This is a genomic window from Mesorhizobium sp. M1C.F.Ca.ET.210.01.1.1 (genome assembly GCF_004791585.1).
GTDB lineage: Bacteria > Pseudomonadota > Alphaproteobacteria > Rhizobiales > Rhizobiaceae > Mesorhizobium.
This window is the reverse complement of the sequence record NZ_SRUU01000004.1, coordinates 59,638-77,701: the sequence shown is the minus strand read 5'-3', so window position 1 is coordinate 77,701 and position 18,064 is coordinate 59,638. Positions and strand designations below refer to the sequence as shown.

Annotated in this window: 17 protein-coding genes; 13 read left to right on the top strand and 4 right to left on the bottom strand. The window is 63.9% G+C overall.

Annotated elements, in window-relative coordinates:
• Positions 1 to 122 precede the first annotated feature (122 nt).
• The 6 genes from EN853_RS06185 (at position 123) to EN853_RS06160 (ending at position 7,583) form a co-directional block, all read left to right on the top strand.
• Positions 123 to 1,415, top strand: a complete 1,293-nt coding sequence (locus tag EN853_RS06185) for an efflux RND transporter periplasmic adaptor subunit (RefSeq protein ID WP_127858777.1) — start codon at positions 123 to 125, stop codon at positions 1,413 to 1,415.
• Positions 1,412 to 4,564 carry an efflux RND transporter permease subunit gene (locus tag EN853_RS06180; RefSeq protein WP_127858778.1) on the top strand — a complete coding sequence of 1,051 codons (3,153 nt, stop codon included), beginning with the start codon at positions 1,412 to 1,414 and terminating at the stop codon, positions 4,562 to 4,564. Before EN853_RS06185 ends, EN853_RS06180 begins: the two co-directional genes overlap by 4 nt.
• Before the next feature lie 120 nt (positions 4,565 to 4,684).
• Positions 4,685 to 5,290, top strand: coding sequence for a nitrile hydratase subunit alpha (gene nthA, locus EN853_RS06175; RefSeq protein ID WP_127858779.1), 606 nt, complete (start codon positions 4,685 to 4,687; stop codon positions 5,288 to 5,290).
• Positions 5,291 to 5,303: 13 nt separating this feature from the next.
• A complete protein-coding gene (gene nthB, locus EN853_RS06170) occupies positions 5,304 to 5,963 on the top strand; it encodes a nitrile hydratase subunit beta (protein ID WP_127858780.1) in 660 nt (219 codons plus the stop codon).
• Positions 5,950 to 6,300 (top strand): nitrile hydratase accessory protein, encoded by a 351-nt coding sequence (locus EN853_RS06165; protein WP_127858781.1) that lies wholly within the window; start codon positions 5,950 to 5,952, stop codon positions 6,298 to 6,300. The genes nthB and EN853_RS06165 overlap by 14 nt, the downstream gene beginning before the upstream one ends.
• Positions 6,301 to 6,455: 155 nt before the next feature.
• Positions 6,456 to 7,583 (top strand): ATP-dependent RecD-like DNA helicase, encoded by a 1,128-nt coding sequence (locus EN853_RS06160; protein ID WP_127858849.1) that lies wholly within the window; start codon positions 6,456 to 6,458, stop codon positions 7,581 to 7,583.
• Here the strand turns inward: EN853_RS06160 and EN853_RS06155 are convergent.
• On the bottom strand, positions 7,546 to 7,983 hold the full coding sequence (locus EN853_RS06155) for an STAS/SEC14 domain-containing protein (RefSeq protein ID WP_127858782.1): 438 nt from the start codon (positions 7,981 to 7,983) through the stop codon (positions 7,546 to 7,548). The two genes, EN853_RS06160 and EN853_RS06155, sit on opposite strands and share 38 nt — an antisense overlap.
• 213 nt (positions 7,984 to 8,196) lie before the next feature.
• Here EN853_RS06155 and EN853_RS06150 point away from each other — a divergent pair, with 213 nt between their 5' ends.
• The 4 genes from EN853_RS06150 (at position 8,197) to EN853_RS06135 (ending at position 14,084) form a co-directional block, all read left to right on the top strand.
• The gene (locus tag EN853_RS06150) at positions 8,197 to 8,937 is read left to right on the top strand and encodes a pyridoxine 5'-phosphate synthase (protein ID WP_127858783.1); all 741 of its coding nucleotides are present in this window, start codon (positions 8,197 to 8,199) and stop codon (positions 8,935 to 8,937) included.
• 92 nt (positions 8,938 to 9,029) lie between these two features.
• Complete coding sequence (locus tag EN853_RS06145) at positions 9,030 to 10,943, top strand: potassium transporter Kup (RefSeq protein ID WP_127858784.1); 1,914 nt, start codon at positions 9,030 to 9,032, stop codon at positions 10,941 to 10,943.
• Positions 10,944 to 11,090: 147 nt separating this feature from the next.
• A complete protein-coding gene (locus EN853_RS06140; RefSeq protein WP_127858785.1) occupies positions 11,091 to 13,007 on the top strand; it encodes a potassium transporter Kup in 1,917 nt (638 codons plus the stop codon).
• Positions 13,008 to 13,043: 36 nt separating this feature from the next.
• Complete coding sequence (locus tag EN853_RS06135; RefSeq protein ID WP_127858786.1) at positions 13,044 to 14,084, top strand: aldehyde reductase; 1,041 nt, start codon at positions 13,044 to 13,046, stop codon at positions 14,082 to 14,084.
• Positions 14,085 to 14,119: 35 nt separating this feature from the next.
• Here the strand turns inward: EN853_RS06135 and EN853_RS06130 are convergent, their stop codons facing one another.
• A complete protein-coding gene (locus tag EN853_RS06130) occupies positions 14,120 to 15,013 on the bottom strand; it encodes an SDR family oxidoreductase (protein ID WP_127858787.1) in 894 nt (297 codons plus the stop codon).
• A 168-nt stretch (positions 15,014 to 15,181) separates the two neighbouring features.
• On the opposite strand from EN853_RS06130, the gene EN853_RS06125 reads away from it, so the two are divergent.
• Positions 15,182 to 15,595, top strand: coding sequence for a helix-turn-helix domain-containing protein (locus EN853_RS06125; protein WP_127858788.1), 414 nt, complete (start codon positions 15,182 to 15,184; stop codon positions 15,593 to 15,595).
• Positions 15,596 to 15,684: 89 nt separating this feature from the next.
• On the opposite strand, the gene EN853_RS06120 is transcribed toward EN853_RS06125, so the two are convergent.
• Together EN853_RS06120 and EN853_RS06115 are read right to left on the bottom strand one after the other, a co-directional pair.
• Positions 15,685 to 16,404, bottom strand: a complete 720-nt coding sequence (locus tag EN853_RS06120; protein ID WP_167524389.1) for a glutathione S-transferase family protein — start codon at positions 16,402 to 16,404, stop codon at positions 15,685 to 15,687.
• Between the two features lies 1 nt (position 16,405).
• On the bottom strand, positions 16,406 to 16,711 hold the full coding sequence (locus EN853_RS06115; protein WP_127858790.1) for a Rieske (2Fe-2S) protein: 306 nt from the start codon (positions 16,709 to 16,711) through the stop codon (positions 16,406 to 16,408).
• Positions 16,712 to 16,808: 97 nt separating this feature from the next.
• Between EN853_RS06115 and EN853_RS06110 the strand changes: the two genes are divergently transcribed.
• Together EN853_RS06110 and EN853_RS06105 are read left to right on the top strand one after the other, a co-directional pair.
• Positions 16,809 to 17,264 carry a MarR family winged helix-turn-helix transcriptional regulator gene (locus EN853_RS06110; RefSeq protein WP_127858791.1) on the top strand — a complete coding sequence of 152 codons (456 nt, stop codon included), beginning with the start codon at positions 16,809 to 16,811 and terminating at the stop codon, positions 17,262 to 17,264.
• Between the two features lie 125 nt (positions 17,265 to 17,389).
• Positions 17,390 to 18,058 (top strand): TetR/AcrR family transcriptional regulator, encoded by a 669-nt coding sequence (locus EN853_RS06105; RefSeq protein ID WP_127858792.1) that lies wholly within the window; start codon positions 17,390 to 17,392, stop codon positions 18,056 to 18,058.
• Positions 18,059 to 18,064 lie beyond the last annotated feature (6 nt).

Below are 18,064 nucleotides of genomic sequence, written 5' to 3'. Positions count from 1 at the left end.
GGTTTGGCCCTTTTCCGCCAAAGCCTTGTCCTATCTATTCGGCGAAAATCGCGGCAAGGCGCCGTGAATCGAGCTAGAATGAGACCACCGGGTTCGGCGTGTCTGATAGAGGCATGGTGTCGATGCGCGGAAAAATCGCTCTTGCAGTCGTTGCGCTGGCCTGCCTCGCAGGCGCCGGCCTCTACTTCTCGCCTGCGACGCTGGGCAAGGTTCAGCAGCTGATCTCGGGCCAGCAGGCGGCGGTCGGCACAAACAAGAGTGCCAAGGCATCGGACAATCCGAAAGGCGGAGGTGGCGGCGCGCGTTCGGCCTCCATCGTTTCGGCAACTGCGACGATCGCCGATTTTCCGATCCGCCGCTACGCCATCGGCTTCGTATCGTCGCCAGCGGTGGTGAACATAAATGCCCGTGTCTCCAGCCAGATCATGTCGATTGCGGTCAAGGACGGGCAAATGGTCAAAGCCGGCGATCTTCTCATCTCGCTCGACGACCGCGCGCTGAAGGCGCAGCTTGCCAAGGACCAGGCGATGCTCGTGAAGGACCAGGCGCTGCTGGTGAGCGCCCAGGCCGATCTGCAGCGTGCCAAGGACCTTGTCGCCAAGCAGGCAGGCACGCAGCAGACCTTCGATCAAGCGCTGGCGGCGCAAAAGGCCGCGGCCGCCACCATCGATGCCGACAAGGCGACGATCGACGCCGATACGGTCCAGTTGAGCTACGCGACCATCACCGCGCCCATTTCGGGAAGGCTGGGAGCGATCAACGTCTCCGTTGGTGATCTCGTCACCACCAGCAACGGCAACTCGAGCAGCACGACGCCGCTTGTCACCATCACGCAGATGGACCCGCTGCAGGTGAATTTCACTCTGCCGGAGAGCAACCTTGCCTTGTTGCACAAGGCATTGGCGAACCCACAGCAAGGCAACGTGACGCTGACCAAGGACGGCGATCCGACGCCCATCGGCAAGGGCACGCTCGACTTTGTCGATTCCAGCGTCGACACCGCCTCCGGCACCATCGCCACACGGGCGAGCATACCGAACTCCGATCTTTCGCTGTGGCCCGGCCAATATGTGAACGTCGTGCTCGACGCCGGCACGATGCCGCAAATGACCTCGGTTCCGACGGTCGCCGTGCAGCCCAGCCAGAAGGGTCCGATCGTCTATGTCGTCAAGCCGGACAACACCGTGGAGATGCGGCCGGTGCAGGTGGCGCTGACGGAAGGCGAAAATAGCGCCGTCAGCCAGGGACTGAAGAGCGGTGAAAAGGTCGTCGTCGAAGGCCAGACCAGGCTGAAGAATGGCGCTGCCGTGCACGAAGGCAAGGCCGCCACCAACGGAGCCGATCGGGCCGCCCCCAAGGTCGCTGAAGCCGACAAGCCAAGTGGTGCCGACAAGGCGGGCGAGGCGCGCCCATGATCTCCGAATTCTGCATACGCAGACCCGTCGCCACATTGCTGATGTCGTTCGCCCTCGTGCTGGGCGGAGTCTTTGCCTACAAGTTCCTGCCGGTGGCGGCGCTGCCGAGCGCCGAATTTCCGGTGGTCAACGTCTCTGCCAGCCTGCCCGGCGCTTCCCCGGAAACGATGGCGACGTCAGTGGCGACGCCGCTTATCAAGCAGTTCGCCACCATCGCCGGCATCGATTCGATCTCGACCACCAATTCGCTCGGCCAGACCTCGATCGCCATCCAGTTCGCGCTCGACCGGGATATCGACGCCGCGGCCGCCGACGTCCAGGCGGCGATAGCGCGCACGCAGCGGCAATTGCCGTCGGAGATGACCTCGTCGCCGAGCTATCGGAAGGTCAATCCCGCCGATGCGCCGATCCTTTTGATGTCGCTGGTCAGCGACACGGTTCCGCTCACCGATCTCGACGCCTTCGCCGAGAATGTCATTTCGCCGTCGCTGTCGACCATCGACGGCGTGGCGCAGGTCTCGATCTTCGGCCAGCAGAAATATGCGGTGCGCATCCAGATCGATCCGACAGCGCTTGCCGCGCGCGGCATCTCGATCGACCAGTTGCAGGCGGCTATCGCGTCGGCCAACAGCAACACGCCGCTCGGTGTCCTGCAGAACGACAAGCAGCAGCTCACCATCACCGCCAACACCCAACTCGACAACGCGGCCGGGTTCTCCAACCTGATCATCGCCACCAAGAACGGCCACCCGGTGCGGCTCGGCGAGGTGACCCGCGTGGTCGATTCGGTGCAGACCACGACGACCGCAAGTTGGTACGATGGTACCCGCGCGATCATCATGGCCGTGCAGCGCCAGCCCGACGCCAACACCGTCGACGTCGTCGACAAGGTCAAGGCGATGCTGCCGTCCTTCCAGAACCAGATGCCGGCGGCGGCCAGCATCAAGCTGCTCAACGACCGCTCGACCTCGATCCGCCAGGCTGTCGACGACGTGCAGTTCACGCTGTTGCTGACCGTCGCCCTGGTGGTGATGGTAATCTTCGTGTTCCTGCGCCGGATAACGGCCACGGTCATCCCGGCGGTGGCGGTGCCGATCTCGCTGATCGCCACCCTTGGCGCGATGTTCCTGTTCGGCTTCTCCATCGACAACATCTCGCTGATGGGCCTCACGCTCGCGGTCGGCCTTGTCGTCGACGACGCCATCGTCATGCTGGAAAACATCTTCCGCCACATGGAAGAGGATGGGCTGTCGGCATTCGACGCCTCGCTGAGGGGTGCGCGGGAGATCGGCTTCACCATCATATCGATCTCGATCTCGCTGGTGGCGGTGTTCATTCCTGTGCTTTTGATGGGCGGCGTGATCGGCCGCATCTTCAACGAATTCGCCGTCGTGGTGACGGTCGCCATCCTGGCCTCCATGTTCGTGTCGCTGACGCTGACGCCGATGTTGTGCTCGCGGCTACTGTCGGTAACCAAGGCCGACCGGGAGGCGCATGGCGATGGCCGCAGACATGACATTGTCACCCGTGCCTACGATTGGCTGCTGAGCTTCTGCCTGCGCCACACATTCCTGGTGTTCCTGGTCTTCATTGGAACGGCAGTGGCGTCCGTGTGGCTGATCCAGGCCTCGCCGAAGGGCTTCTTCCCGCAGGAGGACATCGGTCAGATCTCGGTGACCACCATCGCGCGCCAGGACATCTCGTTCGACGCCATGGCGAAGCTGCAGGGGCAGGTGGCCAGCGTCTTCTCGCACTCGCCTTATGTCGACCATGTCGCGTGGTCGGCGGGCAGCGGCAACAACGCCCTCAACCAGGGGCAACTCTTCGTCCAGCTCAAGGGCAAGGATCAGCGCCCCAATATCGAGAAGGTGCTTTCGGATCTAAGACGGCAGCTGTCCGGCGTGGCGGGCATCGAGACCTATATGCAGCCGGTGCAGAACCTGCGGCTCGGCTCGCGGTCGTCGGCCAGCGCCTACCAGCTCGTGGTTCAGGGGCTCGACACCGGCCAGACAGATATCTGGGCGCAGAAGCTGAATGACGCGATGGCGGCGGACCAAACGACCTTCACCGACGTCACCAGCGATCTGCAGAACAATGCCCTGCAGGCGACGCTGGTGGTGGACCGCGACAAGGCGGCCCAGCTCGGCATCGACACCGACACGCTCCGCTCCGCCCTCTATGGCGGGTTCGGCACCGACCAGGTCTCCACCATCTTCGGTTCGGCCGACAGCTACCAGGTCATCACCGAGCTTGATCCCAATATCGAGTGGTCGCCCGAGCGGATGCTGGCCATCCAGGTCAGGACAACGAGCGGCAGCCTGGTGCCGCTCGGCGCCTTCGCCCATGTCGATCGCACGGCCGGCGCGCTGACCGTCAACCAGCTCGGCCAGCTGCCGGCGGTGACGATCTCCTACAACCTGCCGCAGGGCGTCTCGCTCGGCGACACCGTGACCCGCATCGACCAGCTGAAAGAGCAGATCGGGATGCCGAAGGCGATCTCGACCAGTTTTGCCGGCACGGCCAAGACCTTCCAGGATTCGCTCGCCAACCAGGGCCTGCTGATCGGCGGCGCGATCCTCACCATCTATATCGTGCTCGGCATTCTCTATGAGAGCTTCATCCATCCGCTGACCATCCTGACCGGCCTGCCGTCGGCGGTGCTTGGGGCGGTGGTCGCGCTCAGTCTCGCCGGCATGGACCTTTCGGTGATCGCGGTGATCGGCATCCTGATGCTGATCGGCATCGTCAAGAAGAACGGCATCATGATGGTCGATGTCGCGCTGGAGCTCAGGCGTCAGGGCATGTCGGCCAAGGAGTCCATCCACAAGGCCTGCTTGATGCGTTTCCGGCCGATCATGATGACGACGCTTGCCGCTTTGATGGGCACGTTCCCGATCGCGCTCGGCACCGGCGCCAGCGCCGAACTGCGCCAGCCGCTCGGCGTCGCCGTTGTCGGCGGCCTGCTCGCCTCGCAGGCGCTGACGCTGTTCGTCACGCCTGTGATCTACGTCTACTTCGAGAACTTCTCCGGCTGGCTGCTCAGCTTCTCCTCGAAGAAGAGCCGGCCGGTGTTGCACGCGGTCGAAAGCAGCGAGCAGCCTTCGCTGTTCGAGGAAGAAGCCGAACCGAAAAAGGTGGCCGCGGAATAGGGCATGATCCCGAGAAGTTGCAGGCTTTTCGGAGAGGACCGGAAACGAAAATCCAAGCCGCCACTTCTGGCCCAAGGCGTCGTGCTTGCGGCGATGTGCCGGCGATCCTAGTCTGGCGCCATGTCCCATGATCATGACCACGACAACGAGCTCGATCCGTTCGCCGCCCGCGTGCGCGCGCTGGAGACGATCCTCACCGAAAAAGGCTTGATCGATCCGGCGGCCATCGACGTCATCGTCGATACCTACGAGACGAAGATCGGCCCGCGCAACGGCGCGAGCGTGGTGGCCAAGGCCTGGAGCGATTCCTCCTATGCCGAATGGCTGAGGCGCGACGCGACGGCGGCGATCGCCTCGCTGGGCTATACCGGTCGCCAGGGCGAGCACATGCAGGCCGTCTTCAACACCGAGGAGACGCACAACCTCGTCGTCTGCACGCTCTGCTCCTGTTATCCGTGGTCGGTGCTCGGTCTGCCGCCGGTCTGGTACAAGGCGCCGCCTTACAGGTCGCGCGCGGTGATCGATCCGCGCGGCGTGCTGGAGGAGTTCGGGCTGACACTGTCCTCGGACAAGAAGATCCGGGTGTGGGATTCGACCGCCGAGCTTCGCTATCTGGTGGTGCCGATGCGGCCGAAGGGCACCGAAGGCTGGAGCGAAGAACAGCTTGCCGGGCTGGTCAGCCGCGACGCGATGATCGGCACCGCGCTGGCCAAAGAGCCGAAATAAAGGGGCAACCTCGATGAACGGGCCGCAGGATCTCGGCGGGCAGATGGGTTTCGGGCCGGTGGCGCCCGAGAAGGACGAGCCGTATTTCCATGCCGAATGGGAGAAGCGCGCGCTTGGCGTGACGCTTACCGCCGGCGCGATGGGCTCCTGGAACATCGATGAGAGCCGGCATGCGCGGGAATCGCTGCATCCAGCCGACTATTACGCCTCGAACTACTATCAAATCTGGACCAAGGCGCTTGAAGTGCTCCTCAAGCGCCACGGCTTCATCACGCGGAGCGACCTCGCGGCCGGCAAGGCGATCGATCCCGCGGCGACTCCCAAGCGCGTGCTGAAGGCCGCGGATGTGCCGGCGGTGCTCGCCAAGGGCGGCCCGTGCAACCGGCCGGTCGCCACGCCGGCGCGTTTCCAGGCGGGAGATCGCGTGCGGACGAAGAACTTCAATCCCACCGGCCACACACGCCTGCCGCGCTACGCGCGCGGCAGGAACGGCACGATCGAGGCTGTGCGCGAGGGCTTCGTCTTTCCCGACAGCAATGCGCATGGCAAGGGCGAGAACCCGCAATGGGTCTACACCGTGGTTTTCGACGGAGCGGAGATCTGGGGCGAGGGCGCCGATCCGACGCTCAGCGTCTCGATCGATGCCTGGGAGAGCTATCTTGAGCCGGCCTGACAGCGAGTTCCCGGCAAGTTTGGACGACCCGGTCTTCGCCGAACCATGGCAGGCGGAAGCCTTCGCCATGACCGTTGCGCTGCACGACCAGGGCCTGTTCTCGTGGAGCGAGTGGGCGGAGGCTTTGTCCGCCGAGGTGAAGCAGTCCGGCGCCGCGAGCGACGGGCATGACTATTACGAACATTGGCTGGCGGCGCTGGAGAAGCTGCTGTCGACAAAGGGTGTTGCCGGCAAAGGCGAGGTCGACGCGCTCGCGTCCGCCTGGGAGCGCGCTGCACACGCCACGCCGCACGGCAAGCCGATCCTGCTGGAGAACGATCCAGGACCTGGCACATAGCCTGGTTCAAACAGATTTGTTCCCTTTATGTTCTTGTTTACGCCTGATAGCGTGCCAAGCCTGTGGTGCCTGCAGCAACTGAGATCGCCACCGGCGACGCCGGTGATGGGACGGCCAATCTTGTATTTCGCTTGCGAATCCGGTCTGTCGCGCTGATGGAATTCTCTCCCCAACAGGACGAGGCCTTGAAGGCGGTCGGCCGCTGGCTGAAGGATGGCCGGCCGCAGGTCTTCCGCCTGTTCGGCTATGCCGGCACCGGCAAGACGACGCTGGCGCGCTATTTCGCCGAGCATGTCGACGGGCAGGTGCAGTTCGCCGCCTTCACCGGCAAGGCGGCCCAGGTGCTGCGCTCCAAGGGAGCGATCAACGCCCGCACCATCCACTCGCTGATCTACCGGCCGAGGGGCGAGGAATCGGTCGAGGACGAGGTGACCGGCAAGACCTCGATCTCCCCGACCTTTGCGCTCAACCGGCAAAGCCCGATCGCGCGCGCCAAGCTGGTCGTCATCGACGAATGCTCGATGGTCGACGAGCAGCTCGGCCGCGACCTGATGAGTTTTGGGACGCCGATCCTGGTGCTTGGCGATCCGGCGCAGCTGCCGCCGATCTCGGGCGGCGGCTTCTTCACCGAGCACGAGCCGGACGTGCTGCTCACCGAAATCCATCGCCAGGCGCGCGACAATCCGATCATCCGGCTGGCGCTCGACGTGCGCGAGGGCCGTGAGTTCATGCATGGCGACTACGGCATGGCGCAGGTGATCGGCAGGGAAGGCGTCAACCAGGAGCTCGTGCTGAAGGCGGACCAGGTGCTGGTCGGCACCAACCGCACGCGGCGCCGCTATAACCAGCGGCTGCGCGAGCTGAAGGGTTTCAATGCCGACTATCCGCAGGCCGGCGACAAGCTGGTGTGCCTGCGCAACGATCCGGCCAAGGGGCTGCTCAACGGCTCACTGTGGAAGGTGATGACCTCGTCGCGCGAGACGGTGAAGCCCGGCATCAACCTGCTGGTCTCGCCGGAAGAGGACGATCCCGACCGCGGCGTCGCCAAGATCAAGCTCTTGAAGGCGGCCTTCGAGGATCCTGACGCCGAGATCCCCTGGCAGCAGAAGAAACGCTTCGACGATTTCGACTATGGCTATGCGCTGACCGTGCACAAGGCCCAGGGCTCGCAGTGGAACGATGTCGTACTGTTCGACGAGAGCTGGGCGTTCAAGGAGACCAGGCAGCGCTGGCTCTATACCGCCATCACTCGCGCCGCCGAGCGGCTGACGATCGTGCGCTAGTTTCGCTTGCCGGCCTCGCACCGAGCCATTGCCAGGCTGCGGCTTCGTCGCCACTGCCGAAATGCAGGAATTCGAACGGCAAAGCCTTCGGAAAGAAACCCCCGACAAGAGATGCCCAGCGCGGTTCCCCGATAGCCGCGCAGCGGACCACATGCTCCAGCGCGCCGGCCACGCCTTGCCGGATCGTATTTTCCGAAATGTTGGCCCAATCGACGCTCTCCTCGTCGGTCAGTCTCACCAGCACGTCGATCCTCGGGTGCAGGGCATAGGCTGCTTGGAGCAAGCCGAACAGATTTTCGGCGTCGGCTGGAGAAACATCCCCAACCACGTCAATGGCGAAAAGCGCGTCGCGATTGGTGTCGATGCGGCGTATCGCCGGCACGGCTTCGAGGAAATTCACTGGCAAACCCTTGCGTTGGCCGTCACTTGGTCCTCTGGAACACCGGAAACCCTCTGTCTGTTCCCTGCAAAGGCGCTATAGATGCCCGCCGACGGCAGAGTTGTTCAGCGTTTGACGGAACCGCCGAGCCGCTCTGGATATTTGTTCTTACGCAATTCCGGACGGAAAACCGCTGCGCGCTTTCCTGGGATTGCTTCAACTGGACGCTGGATCATGCCTGCAAAGCTTTCGGTCAACCTCAACGCCATCGCCATGCTGCGCAACCGCCGCGACCTGCCATGGCCGAGCGTCACGGGGCTCGGTCGCGTCGCCCTTGCCGCCGGCGCGCATGGATTGACGGTCCATCCGCGCCCTGATGAGCGGCATACGAGACATTCCGACCTGCCGGAGATCAGGGCGCTGATCGACGACGAGTTCCCCGAGGCGGAATTCAACATCGAAGGCTACCCGAATGAGGATTTCCTGGCGCTTGTCGAGAAAACCCAGCCGGAACAGGTGACGCTGGTGCCCGACGACCCGGCGCAAGCAACATCGGACCATGGCTGGAACTTCGCCGCCCAGGCCGTGTTCCTGACACCGATCGTCAAACGGCTGAAGAAGGGCGGCTTTCGCGTGTCGCTGTTTTCCGATGCAGATCCGGCCGGCGTGAATGCGGCGCGCGATACCGGCGCCGATCGCATCGAGCTCTATACCGGCCCCTACGGCAGCTTCCACTCCGATTCCGCCAAAGCGGCGAAGGAATTGGAAAGACTGGGAAAAACTGCAGATGCCGCATTCGCGGCCGGGCTTCAGGTCAATGCCGGCCACGATCTGACCGTGAACAACCTGCCGGCGCTCGCCAAGCGTATCCCGGCACTAGCCGAAGTATCGATCGGACATGGGTTGACAGCCGATGCGCTGGAGTATGGCATGGCCGGCACGGTGGGACGGTTCTTGAAGGCCTGTGGATGGTAGGGCGAGGAAGCCTTGCGTAGTTCCAACGCTTGTCGCGGCTCCCTCGCGTTGCGGCGGCGATCGGGCGTCGCGAATCGAACAAAGTGGGGTTCATGGTGCTAGCCAACGCCGGCGAATCAGAATCCCTCGAACGTTCGAGCCATGGCGAAGCCGAACGGCAGCACAGCACCAAGGTGCTCATGCTTGGCGCGCTCGGCGTCGTCTATGGCGATATCGGCACAAGTCCGATCTATGCCTTTCGCGAGGCGCTGCACGCCTCGTCAAGCTCGGTTGCCCGCCACGATGTGCTTGGCGTGCTGTCGCTGATCGTCTGGGCGCTCACCATCATCGTCACGATCAAATATGTCGCCTTCGTGCTGAGGGCCGACAACAAGGGCGAGGGCGGCACGCTGTCGCTGATGTCACTGGCGCGCAGCGCCTATCCGCAGGGCTCCGGCCTCATCCTTGTGATCGGTCTTTGCGGCGCGGCCCTGTTCTTCGGCGATTCGATCATCACGCCAGCGATCTCGGTGCTTTCGGCGGTTGAAGGCCTGGAAGTCGTCACGCCGGCGCTCGATGCCTATGTCGTTCCGATCACGCTTGTCATCCTGGCGGTGCTTTTCGCCGTGCAGCGTTTCGGTACGGGGAAGGTGGCGGCCGTGTTTGGACCCATTACGGCGACATGGTTCGTGGCGATCGGCGCTGCCGGGCTCTACCACATCGTGGACGATTGGTCCGTCCTGCTGGCGATCAATCCCTATTACGCCGTCTATTACCTGGCTACCACGCCGACAGGCGCCTTCGTCACCGTCGGCGCGGTGTTCTTGGCGGTCACCGGTGCCGAGGCGCTCTATGTCGATCTTGGCCATTTCGGCCGCAAACCGATCGTTCTGGCCTGGTTTTCCATCGTTTTCCCATGCCTTCTGCTCAATTATTTCGGGCAGGGCGCCTTTGTACTGTCGCATGGCGGCAAGCCGACGAACCCGTTCTTCCAGATGTTGCCGGCATGGGCGCTGATGCCGATGGTCGGCCTGGCGACGGCGGCCACCGTCATCGCCAGCCAGGCGGTCATTTCCGGCGCCTTCTCGCTGACCAGGCAGGCGGTGCAGCTCAACCTTCTGCCCCGCATCGAGGTGCAGCACACCTCCGAAATGCAAAGCGGCCAGATCTATATGCCCAGGGTCAATCTGCTGGTCGCGCTCGGCGTGATGCTGCTGGTCGTCGGCTTCGGCAGCTCGAGTGCGCTGGCCTCCGCCTACGGCATCTCGGTGACCGGCGAGATGTTGATGACGACGGTCCTTTTGTTCGTGGTGATGCGCTGGCTCTGGAAATGGCAGCTGGCGGTTGCCGCGGCGCTGGCGCTGCTCTTCGGGGTGATCGACCTCGGCTTCTTCTCGGCCAATGTGGTCAAGATCGTCGAAGGCGGCTGGGTGTCGATCACGGTGGCCTCGATCATGGGGCTCATCATGTGGACCTGGATCCGTGGCAGCCGCTATCTGTTCGACAAGACCCGCCGCAACGAGATCCCGCTCGACTTCCTGGCGGGCAACTTGCTGAAAAAGAAACCTCAGCTCGTGTCCGGCACCGCAGTGTTCCTGACCAGCGATCCGCTGAGCGCCCCGACCGCGCTGATGCACAGTCTCAAGCACTATAAGGTTCTGCATGAGAAGAACGTCATCCTGTCGGTGGTGACGGCGCCGCAGCCGGTGGTGCCGGACAGCGAGCGGGTCAAGATGGAGACGGTCAACGAGCTGTTCATGCGGGTATCGCTGACCTTCGGCTACATGGAACAGCCGAACATCCCTCGCGCCTTGGCCATCTGCCGCAAACAAGGCTGGAAGTTCGACATCATGACGACATCCTTCTTCCTGTCGCGGCGTTCGCTGAAAGCCTCGCCCAATTCCGGCATGCCGGTCTGGCAGGACCGGCTGTTCATCGGCCTCGCGCGCACCGCGGCGGATGCGACGGAGTACTTCCAGATCCCGACCGGGCGCGTGGTCGAAATCGGCACGCAGGTCGCGATCTGACCCTTCCAGGCGATGCCTTCCGCAATAGATTCAATGGATCGGTGCAGGGGAGCTCTGCGCCGGCGGCATGGGAGCCCTAACGCCAGGGCACTTGATATTGCACTGCAGCAAGCGTAGAGCACCGCGCATTTTATCGGAGTGTCGTCCATGGCCCTTGCGAACGGTGCTGAGGCAGAACCCGTAGACCAAACGGGGCTTCCGGAAATAGAGCAGCACAGCACCAAGGTGCTGATGCTGGGCGCGCTCGGCGTGGTCTATGGCGATATCGGGACCAGCCCGATCTACGCGTTCCGCGAGGCCCTGCATGCCTCGTCGGGCGGCGACGTCGCCAACCGCGCCGATATTCTCGGCGTCCTGTCGCTGATCATCTGGTCGCTCACGATAACGGTCACCATAAAATACATCATGTTCGTGCTGCGCGCCGACAACCGCGGCGAAGGCGGCGTGCTGTCTCTGATGGCGCTGGCGCGCGGCAGTTTCGCGACGCGCTCGGCGATCATCCTTGGCATCGGCATCGTCGGAGCCTCGCTGTTCTTCGGCGATGCGGTGATCACGCCCGCCATCTCGGTCCTTTCCGCGGTCGAGGGCATGAATGTGGTGACGCCCACCTTCCAGCCCTACGTTGTGCCGCTGACGCTGCTCATTCTCGCGCTGGTGTTTGCCGTGCAGCGCTTTGGCACGGGCGGCGTCGGCCTCGTATTCGGTCCGGTGACCGCCATATGGTTCCTCGCCATTGGCCTCTCCGGGCTCAAGCACATCATCGACGACCCCGAAATCCTGTGGGCGATCAGTCCGCATTATATCGTCGCTTTCCTGATCAACTCGCCGGACGTTTCCTTTGTGACCATCGGCGCGGTGTTCCTGGCCGTCACCGGCGCCGAGGCGCTTTATGCCGATCTCGGCCATTTCGGTCGCAAGCCGATCGTGCTGGCGTGGCTGGCGATCGTGTTTCCATGCCTGCTTCTGAACTATGCCGGGCAGGGCGCCTATGTGCTCGCCAAGGGTGGCACGGTCGGCCATCCTTTCTTCGAGATGAACGAGGGCTGGGCGCTGATCCCCATGGTGGTATTGGCGACGGCAGCGACGGTCATCGCCAGCCAGGCTGTGATTTCCGGCGCTTATTCGCTGACGCGGCAGGCGGTGCAGCTCAACATGCTGCCGCGCCTCGAAATCCTGCACACGTCGGAAAAACAGTCCGGACAGGTCTACATGCCGCGCGTCAACATGCTGCTGGCACTGGTGGTGATGCTGCTGGTCGTCGGCTTCGGCGAATCCAGCAGGCTGGCCTCCGCCTACGGTATCTCGGTTACCGGCAACATGCTGGTGACGACGACCCTGCTGTTCGTCGTCATGACGCGCATCTGGAAGTGGAACATCTGGCCGGCGGCCGCGCTGACGGCATTGTTCGCGCTAATCGATATCGGCTTCTTCGCCTCCAACATCGTCAAGGTGTTCGAGGGCGGCTGGGCGTCGCTGGCGGTCGCCTTTGCCATCATCCTCGGCATGTGGACCTGGGTGCGCGGCAGCCGTTATCTCTTCGACAAGACGCGCCGCAACGAGATTCCGCTCGACTTCCTGGCAGCGAACCTCCTGAAGAAGAAGCCGCAGCTGGTGTCGGGCACCGCGGTGTTCCTGACCAGCGATCCGCTGAGCGCGCCGACCGCGCTGATGCACAGCCTGAAGCACTACAAAGTGCTGCATGAGAAGAACGTCATCCTTTCCGTGGTGACGGCACCCCAGCCGGTGGTGCCGGACAGCGAGCGGGTCAAGATGGAGACGGTCAACGAGCTGTTCATGCGGGTAACGCTGACCTTCGGCTACATGGAGCAGCCGAACATTCCGCGTGCGCTGGCGATCTGCCGCAAGCAAGGCTGGAAGTTCGACATCATGACGACGTCCTTCTTCCTGTCGCGGCGGTCGCTGAAGGCCTCGCCCAATTCGGGCATGCCAATCTGGCAGGACAGGCTGTTCATCGGGCTTGCGAAAACGGCGGCGGATGCGACAGAGTATTTCCAGATCCCCACGGGGCGCGTCGTCGAGATCGGTACGCAGGTCGCCATCTGACCGGCTGCAATATATAGAGGGAACCGGGAGGCGGGCATGAGCGGCGAATTGGTGCTCGTCACCGGCGGGTCCGGCTTCCTTGGCGCTCACTGCATCCTCGCGCTTCTGAAGGCAGGCTATCAGGTCCGCACCACTGTCCGCTCCGCCAGGCGCGAAGCCGATGTCCTGGCCATGCTGAAGGTCGGCGGCGCCGAGCCGGGCGATGCGCTCTCGTTCGCTTACGCCGATCTCATGGCCGACGCCGGCTGGCCGCAAGCGGTCGCGGGATGCCGCTACGTCCTTCACGTCGCTTCGCCGTTCCCGCCCGGCGTGCCCAAGCACGAAGACGAGCTGATCGTTCCGGCGCGCGAAGGGGCGCTGCGCGTGCTGCGGGCCGCGCGCGATGCGGGCGTCGAACGGGTGGTGCTGACCTCATCCTTTGCCGCCATTGGCTATGGTCAGACGCCAACTCCAGGCCATCCGTTCACCGAGGACAACTGGAGCAATCTGGCGGACAAGGTGAGCGCCTATGTTAAGTCGAAGACGCTGGCGGAGCGGGCTGCCTGGGACTTCGTCGGACGCGAAGGCGGAGCATTGGAGCTGGCGGTGGTCAATCCGGTCGGGATCTTCGGGCCGGTCCTGGGACCGGACCATTCGACCTCGACTGACTTCATCAGGCGACTGATGGACGGCGAGATGCCGGGTCTGCCGCGCATGGTGTTCGGCGTGGTTGACGCGCGCGACGTGGCGGACCTGCATCTGCGCGCCATGACCAATCCGGCCGCCAAGGGTGAGCGGTTCCTGGCCGTCAGCGGCGATTTCATGACGATGCTGGGAATCGCGCAGGCGCTGAAAGCCCGGCTGGGCGACAAGGCGTCGCGCATCACGACGCGCGTTTTGCCGGACTGGCTGGTGCGGATCGTCGGTTTGTTCGACGCGCAAGCGGCGCAGATCGTGACGGAACTGGGCAAGGCCAGGAACGCGACGGGCGCCAAGGCCATGCGCATGCTCGGCTGGGCACCGCGATCGCGGGAGGAAGCGCTTGCTGCGACCGGCGAAAGCCTAGTTCGGCTCGGATTGCTCAAAAAGGCGAAATAGCGCGCCCGGTGGAACGGCCGCCGGGCGCGCCGATCTCAGCCGAGCAAAGCGGCTTTATTCGCTTCGAGGAACTGCTTGAGCGTCCGCGGCTTGCGGCCCGACAGCGTCTCGACCGTATCGGTCACCATGGCGATGCGGCCGGAGCGCGTGTTGGCGTCGAAGGAGACGACGATGCGGGCAAAGTCCTCGGGAAGCCCCGCCGCCTTGACGCCCTCCGTCAGCGCCTCGTCCGGCACCTGGATGACCTCCAGCGCCTTGCCGGTGACTTCGGTCACCAGGGCGGCGATCTCGCCCGTCGTGTAGGCATGCGGACCGGTCAGCGTGTAGATGCGGCTCTCTGTCGAGCCGGAAGCGAGGCCGGCAGCGATCGCTGCGGCCATGTCGTCGCGCGCGCCATGGGCGACGCGCCCGTCGGCGGACGACGTGTACCACTTGCCCGACGAAATGGCGTGCGGCAGCGCCATGAACAGGTTCTCCTGGTACCAGCCGTTGCGGAAGATGGTGTGGGGAATGCCGCTCGCCTTGATCGCCTGTTCGGTACCGTAGTGGTCGCCGGCAAACAGCACCGGCGAGCCGGGCTCAGGGTTCGGCATCGAGGTGTAGAGCAGATGCGAGACGCCGGCCGTCTTCGCCGCTGCCACCGCCGCCTGATGCTGCCGCAGGCGCCGATCGCTTTTCAGGTCGAGTTCCCCGGTCGAGATGATCAACACCCGGTCGGCACCCTTGAAGGCCTTTTCCAGCGAGGCCTGGTCGTCGAAATCGGCCGCACGAACGGTGACGCCCAAAGCCGCCAGATCGGCAAGACTTTCGGGATTGCGCGTGGCGGCGATGATGCTGCCCGGCGCGACCTTCTGCGCATTGAGCAAGTGATTGACGACGGCGCGGCCGAGGTGGCCGGAAGCGCCGGTGACGAGGAGGGTATCGGTCATGGGAGGTTTCCTGAAATTGCGCCGAGGGCGGGTTTGTTTATGGTCTCAAAAAGAGACCAGCGCTAAAATAGGAATTGACCCGAGGCCGTAAAGAAGGCAGTTTTTCGGGAGGTAGGCACAGTCAGGGAACCACCGGGCCGGTCGCCGCTTCAATCAACGGACGTCGCCATGGACAGCAAGATCTTCAATCTGAAATCCAAGCTGGAAGTCTACAAGGCCATGACCGGCGGCGGCAATTTCGCCGATTGCCCGGTTCGCGACGTGATTCAGGGCATCAGCGGCAAATGGAGCTCGCTGCTGGTCATGGCGCTGGCCGACAAGCCCTACCGGTTCGGTGAATTGCGACGGCTGGTTCCCGACATCTCGCAGCGGATGCTCACGCAGACGCTCTATGATCTGCAGCGCGACGGCTATGTGCATCGCGAAGTGTTTCCGACCAAGCCGCCGAGCGTCGAATACAGCCTCACCGATCTCGGCCGCTCGATGTTCGCGCCCCTCCAGATGCTGATCCAATGGGCCGAGCTCAACCACGACGCCGTGCGCGAGGCGCGCGGGGCGTTCGACGCCGCTTCCCGAGCCTGAGGCACTGCCGGCTGGTGGTGATGGCGGCGAGGGTTGCGCCGGACCTCAATTCCTCGCCGCCATGGTCACTGGCACGATGATCGGCCCGTTCAGGCAGATCGGGCTTGTGGGGTTCCAATGGCCTGCAGCCGGATGATTTCGGAGAGATAAGACCCCTTAGCCCGCAGGAAGGCGTGCAGCCGCCGCGGATAGTCGGCGCCCACCGCTTCCTTGACCGATTGCCGCTTGCTCAAGGCCTCGCGCCAGGCGTGGATGAGAGGCTTGCCATCGAGAATGCCGAATTCGCCGATCCTGTCGAACGTATCGAAGTAGCGGAAGACCGGCCCGTAGACGGCGTCGACAAGCGAGAAGCGATCGCCGGCGAACCACGGACCGACTTGCCTTGCCGACAGCTCCGTCTCCACGCGTGCAAACATTTGCGGCAGAGCGTTGCTTTCATTGAGGAAAGCAGCCTCATCGGCAGCCGAATAGAAACGGCCGATGGCGTTGAGGATGGCCGAGCCGAATTCGATCCAGGCGCGGTGCCTGGCTCGCATGAGCGGGTCGGCCGGATGCAACGGATTGGCTTCGGTCTCTTCGAGGAATTCGAGGATGACGGCGGATTCGAAGATGACTTCCTCCTGGCCGCCTTGCCGGACGCGCAGCAACGGCACCTTGCCGAGCGGCGAGATAGCCCTGAACCAATCAGGCTTGTTGGCAAGGTCGACGTTGACCCGCTCGAACGGCACGCCCTTCTCGGCAAGCGCGATCGCCGCGCGCTGCACATAAGGGCACAGGTGGTGGCTGACGAGGGTGAGCCTGGCGTTCATCTCACTCTCCCCAGACATAGTTCAGCGCGCCGTCCTCGACGCGGGTCGACAGGAACATCAGGCGCGAGCCCTTCGGCGCCGGGCCTTCGAGGCGCTCGCCGCTGTCCATGTCGAAGCGGGCGCCGTGCCACTGGCAGACGAAGGCACCGTCCTTGCAGTCGAGCGGCCCGCCGAAATGCAGGCAGGCGTTGGCCGCCGCGCGGATGCGCTCGCCGCTGCGCCAGACATGGACCTCGCGGCCGAAGAAGGGCGCGACCAGGCTGCCGGTCTCAGGGATGTCGGCCACTTTGCAGATTTCATGCTTCATCGGAGAACTCCCTATCGATGCAATTGCATCTATATGGATGCATCTGCATCGATCGTCAAGCTTGATGCAATTGCATCTATCGAATAGAGTCCCCGCGATGACAAAAAAATCCCCTTCGCCCGAGACCGTCAAAGCCTGGGGCCGCCTGATGCGGGTGTCGCGCCAGCTGGTCGAAAAGACCGAGGATCGCTTGAAGGCGGCCGGTCTGCCGCCGCTCGCCTGGTATGACGTGCTGCACGAGCTTGCCGAAGCGGGCGAGGGCGGATTGCGGCCTTTCGAGCTGATCGATCGCGTGCTGCTGGCGCAGTACAACGTCTCGCGGCTGCTGGCCCGGCTCGAGGCGGATGGACTTGTCGAGAAGCTGCCAGTCTCGGACGACGGCCGCGGCCAGACAGTGCGCATCACGCCAAGCGGAAGAGAAATGCGCCGCCGTATCTGGGCGATCTATGGCGCATCCATCGCCGACCTGATGGGCGACAGGCTCTCAGCCAAGGATCTGGAGACATTGGCCGGTCTGCTCGCACGCCTGCGTGATCCGCCGACCAGCGATTAGCGGGCCTTTTCCCGTCCCTCAGATCATTTTTCGCCGCAGCCCCTTGCGCCGGCGACCGGAATGCGCAATAAGCCGAACCGTAACGTACGGTACGCCTTTGGGATTGCCGAGGAACGGGAAAGAACGTGCTGCAGGCAGGCGCCGACATCGACAACAGCGAAGCGCTCACCGAGCGGCAGCAGGCCGTTCTGGACGCCGCGCTTCGCCTGCTGGTCGAGGAGGGCGACAACCTCACCATGACGGCGGTGGCCCGGCGGGCAAGCTGTTCCAAGGAAACGCTCTACAAATGGTTCGGCGACCGCGACGGGCTGCTGACGGCGACGGTGCAGTGGCAGGCCTCGAAAGTGCGCGTGGCTCCCATCGACCGCAAGGGTCTTGACCTCGCCTCGCTGACGGCAAGTCTCGAGCGCTTCGCGTCCGACTGGCTGAGGGTGATCTCCAGCGACACCTCGGTCGCGCTGAACCGCGTCGCAGTCGGCCATGCGGGATCAGGCAAGGACGATCTCGGCGCCATCGTGCTGCAGAACGGGCGTTTCGCGCTGGCGAGGCGGCTGAAGCCGGTGCTGGAGGCGGGTCGGCAGGCCGGGCTGCTCGACTTCGACGACCCCGAGACGGCGTTCCGGACTTTTTTCGGATTGGTCGGGCGCGACGTGCAGATCCGGCTCCTGCTCGGCGACCGGCTGCAATTGACCGAAGCGACGATCGGCGGCGACGCCGCCCGCGCGACGCAGCAGTTTCTCGCTCTTTACGGGTCAACGACCCAGGGAGCAAACAACCGGCCGCAAGGCCTCTGATCTTCA

Bases quoted from the DNA above. Each gene is read 5' to 3' on its own strand.
- EN853_RS06115 (WP_127858790.1), bottom strand. From the start codon at position 16,711: ATGAAGCATGAAATCTGCAAAGTGGCCGACATCCCTGAGACCGGCAGC.
- EN853_RS06185 (WP_127858777.1), top strand. From the start codon at position 123: ATGCGCGGAAAAATCGCTCTTGCAGTCGTTGCGCTGGCCTGCCTCGCA.
- nthA (WP_127858779.1), top strand. From the start codon at position 4,685: ATGTCCCATGATCATGACCACGACAACGAGCTCGATCCGTTCGCCGCC.
- EN853_RS06145 (WP_127858784.1), top strand. From the start codon at position 9,030: ATGGTGCTAGCCAACGCCGGCGAATCAGAATCCCTCGAACGTTCGAGC.
- nthB (WP_127858780.1), top strand. From the start codon at position 5,304: ATGAACGGGCCGCAGGATCTCGGCGGGCAGATGGGTTTCGGGCCGGTG.
- EN853_RS06130 (WP_127858787.1), bottom strand. From the start codon at position 15,013: ATGACCGATACCCTCCTCGTCACCGGCGCTTCCGGCCACCTCGGCCGC.
- EN853_RS06180 (WP_127858778.1), top strand. From the start codon at position 1,412: ATGATCTCCGAATTCTGCATACGCAGACCCGTCGCCACATTGCTGATG.
- EN853_RS06150 (WP_127858783.1), top strand. From the start codon at position 8,197: ATGCCTGCAAAGCTTTCGGTCAACCTCAACGCCATCGCCATGCTGCGC.
- EN853_RS06125 (WP_127858788.1), top strand. From the start codon at position 15,182: ATGGACAGCAAGATCTTCAATCTGAAATCCAAGCTGGAAGTCTACAAG.
- EN853_RS06140 (WP_127858785.1), top strand. From the start codon at position 11,091: ATGGCCCTTGCGAACGGTGCTGAGGCAGAACCCGTAGACCAAACGGGG.
- EN853_RS06120 (WP_167524389.1), bottom strand. From the start codon at position 16,404: ATGAACGCCAGGCTCACCCTCGTCAGCCACCACCTGTGCCCTTATGTG.
- EN853_RS06135 (WP_127858786.1), top strand. From the start codon at position 13,044: ATGAGCGGCGAATTGGTGCTCGTCACCGGCGGGTCCGGCTTCCTTGGC.
- EN853_RS06160 (WP_127858849.1), top strand. From the start codon at position 6,456: ATGGAATTCTCTCCCCAACAGGACGAGGCCTTGAAGGCGGTCGGCCGC.
- EN853_RS06110 (WP_127858791.1), top strand. From the start codon at position 16,809: ATGACAAAAAAATCCCCTTCGCCCGAGACCGTCAAAGCCTGGGGCCGC.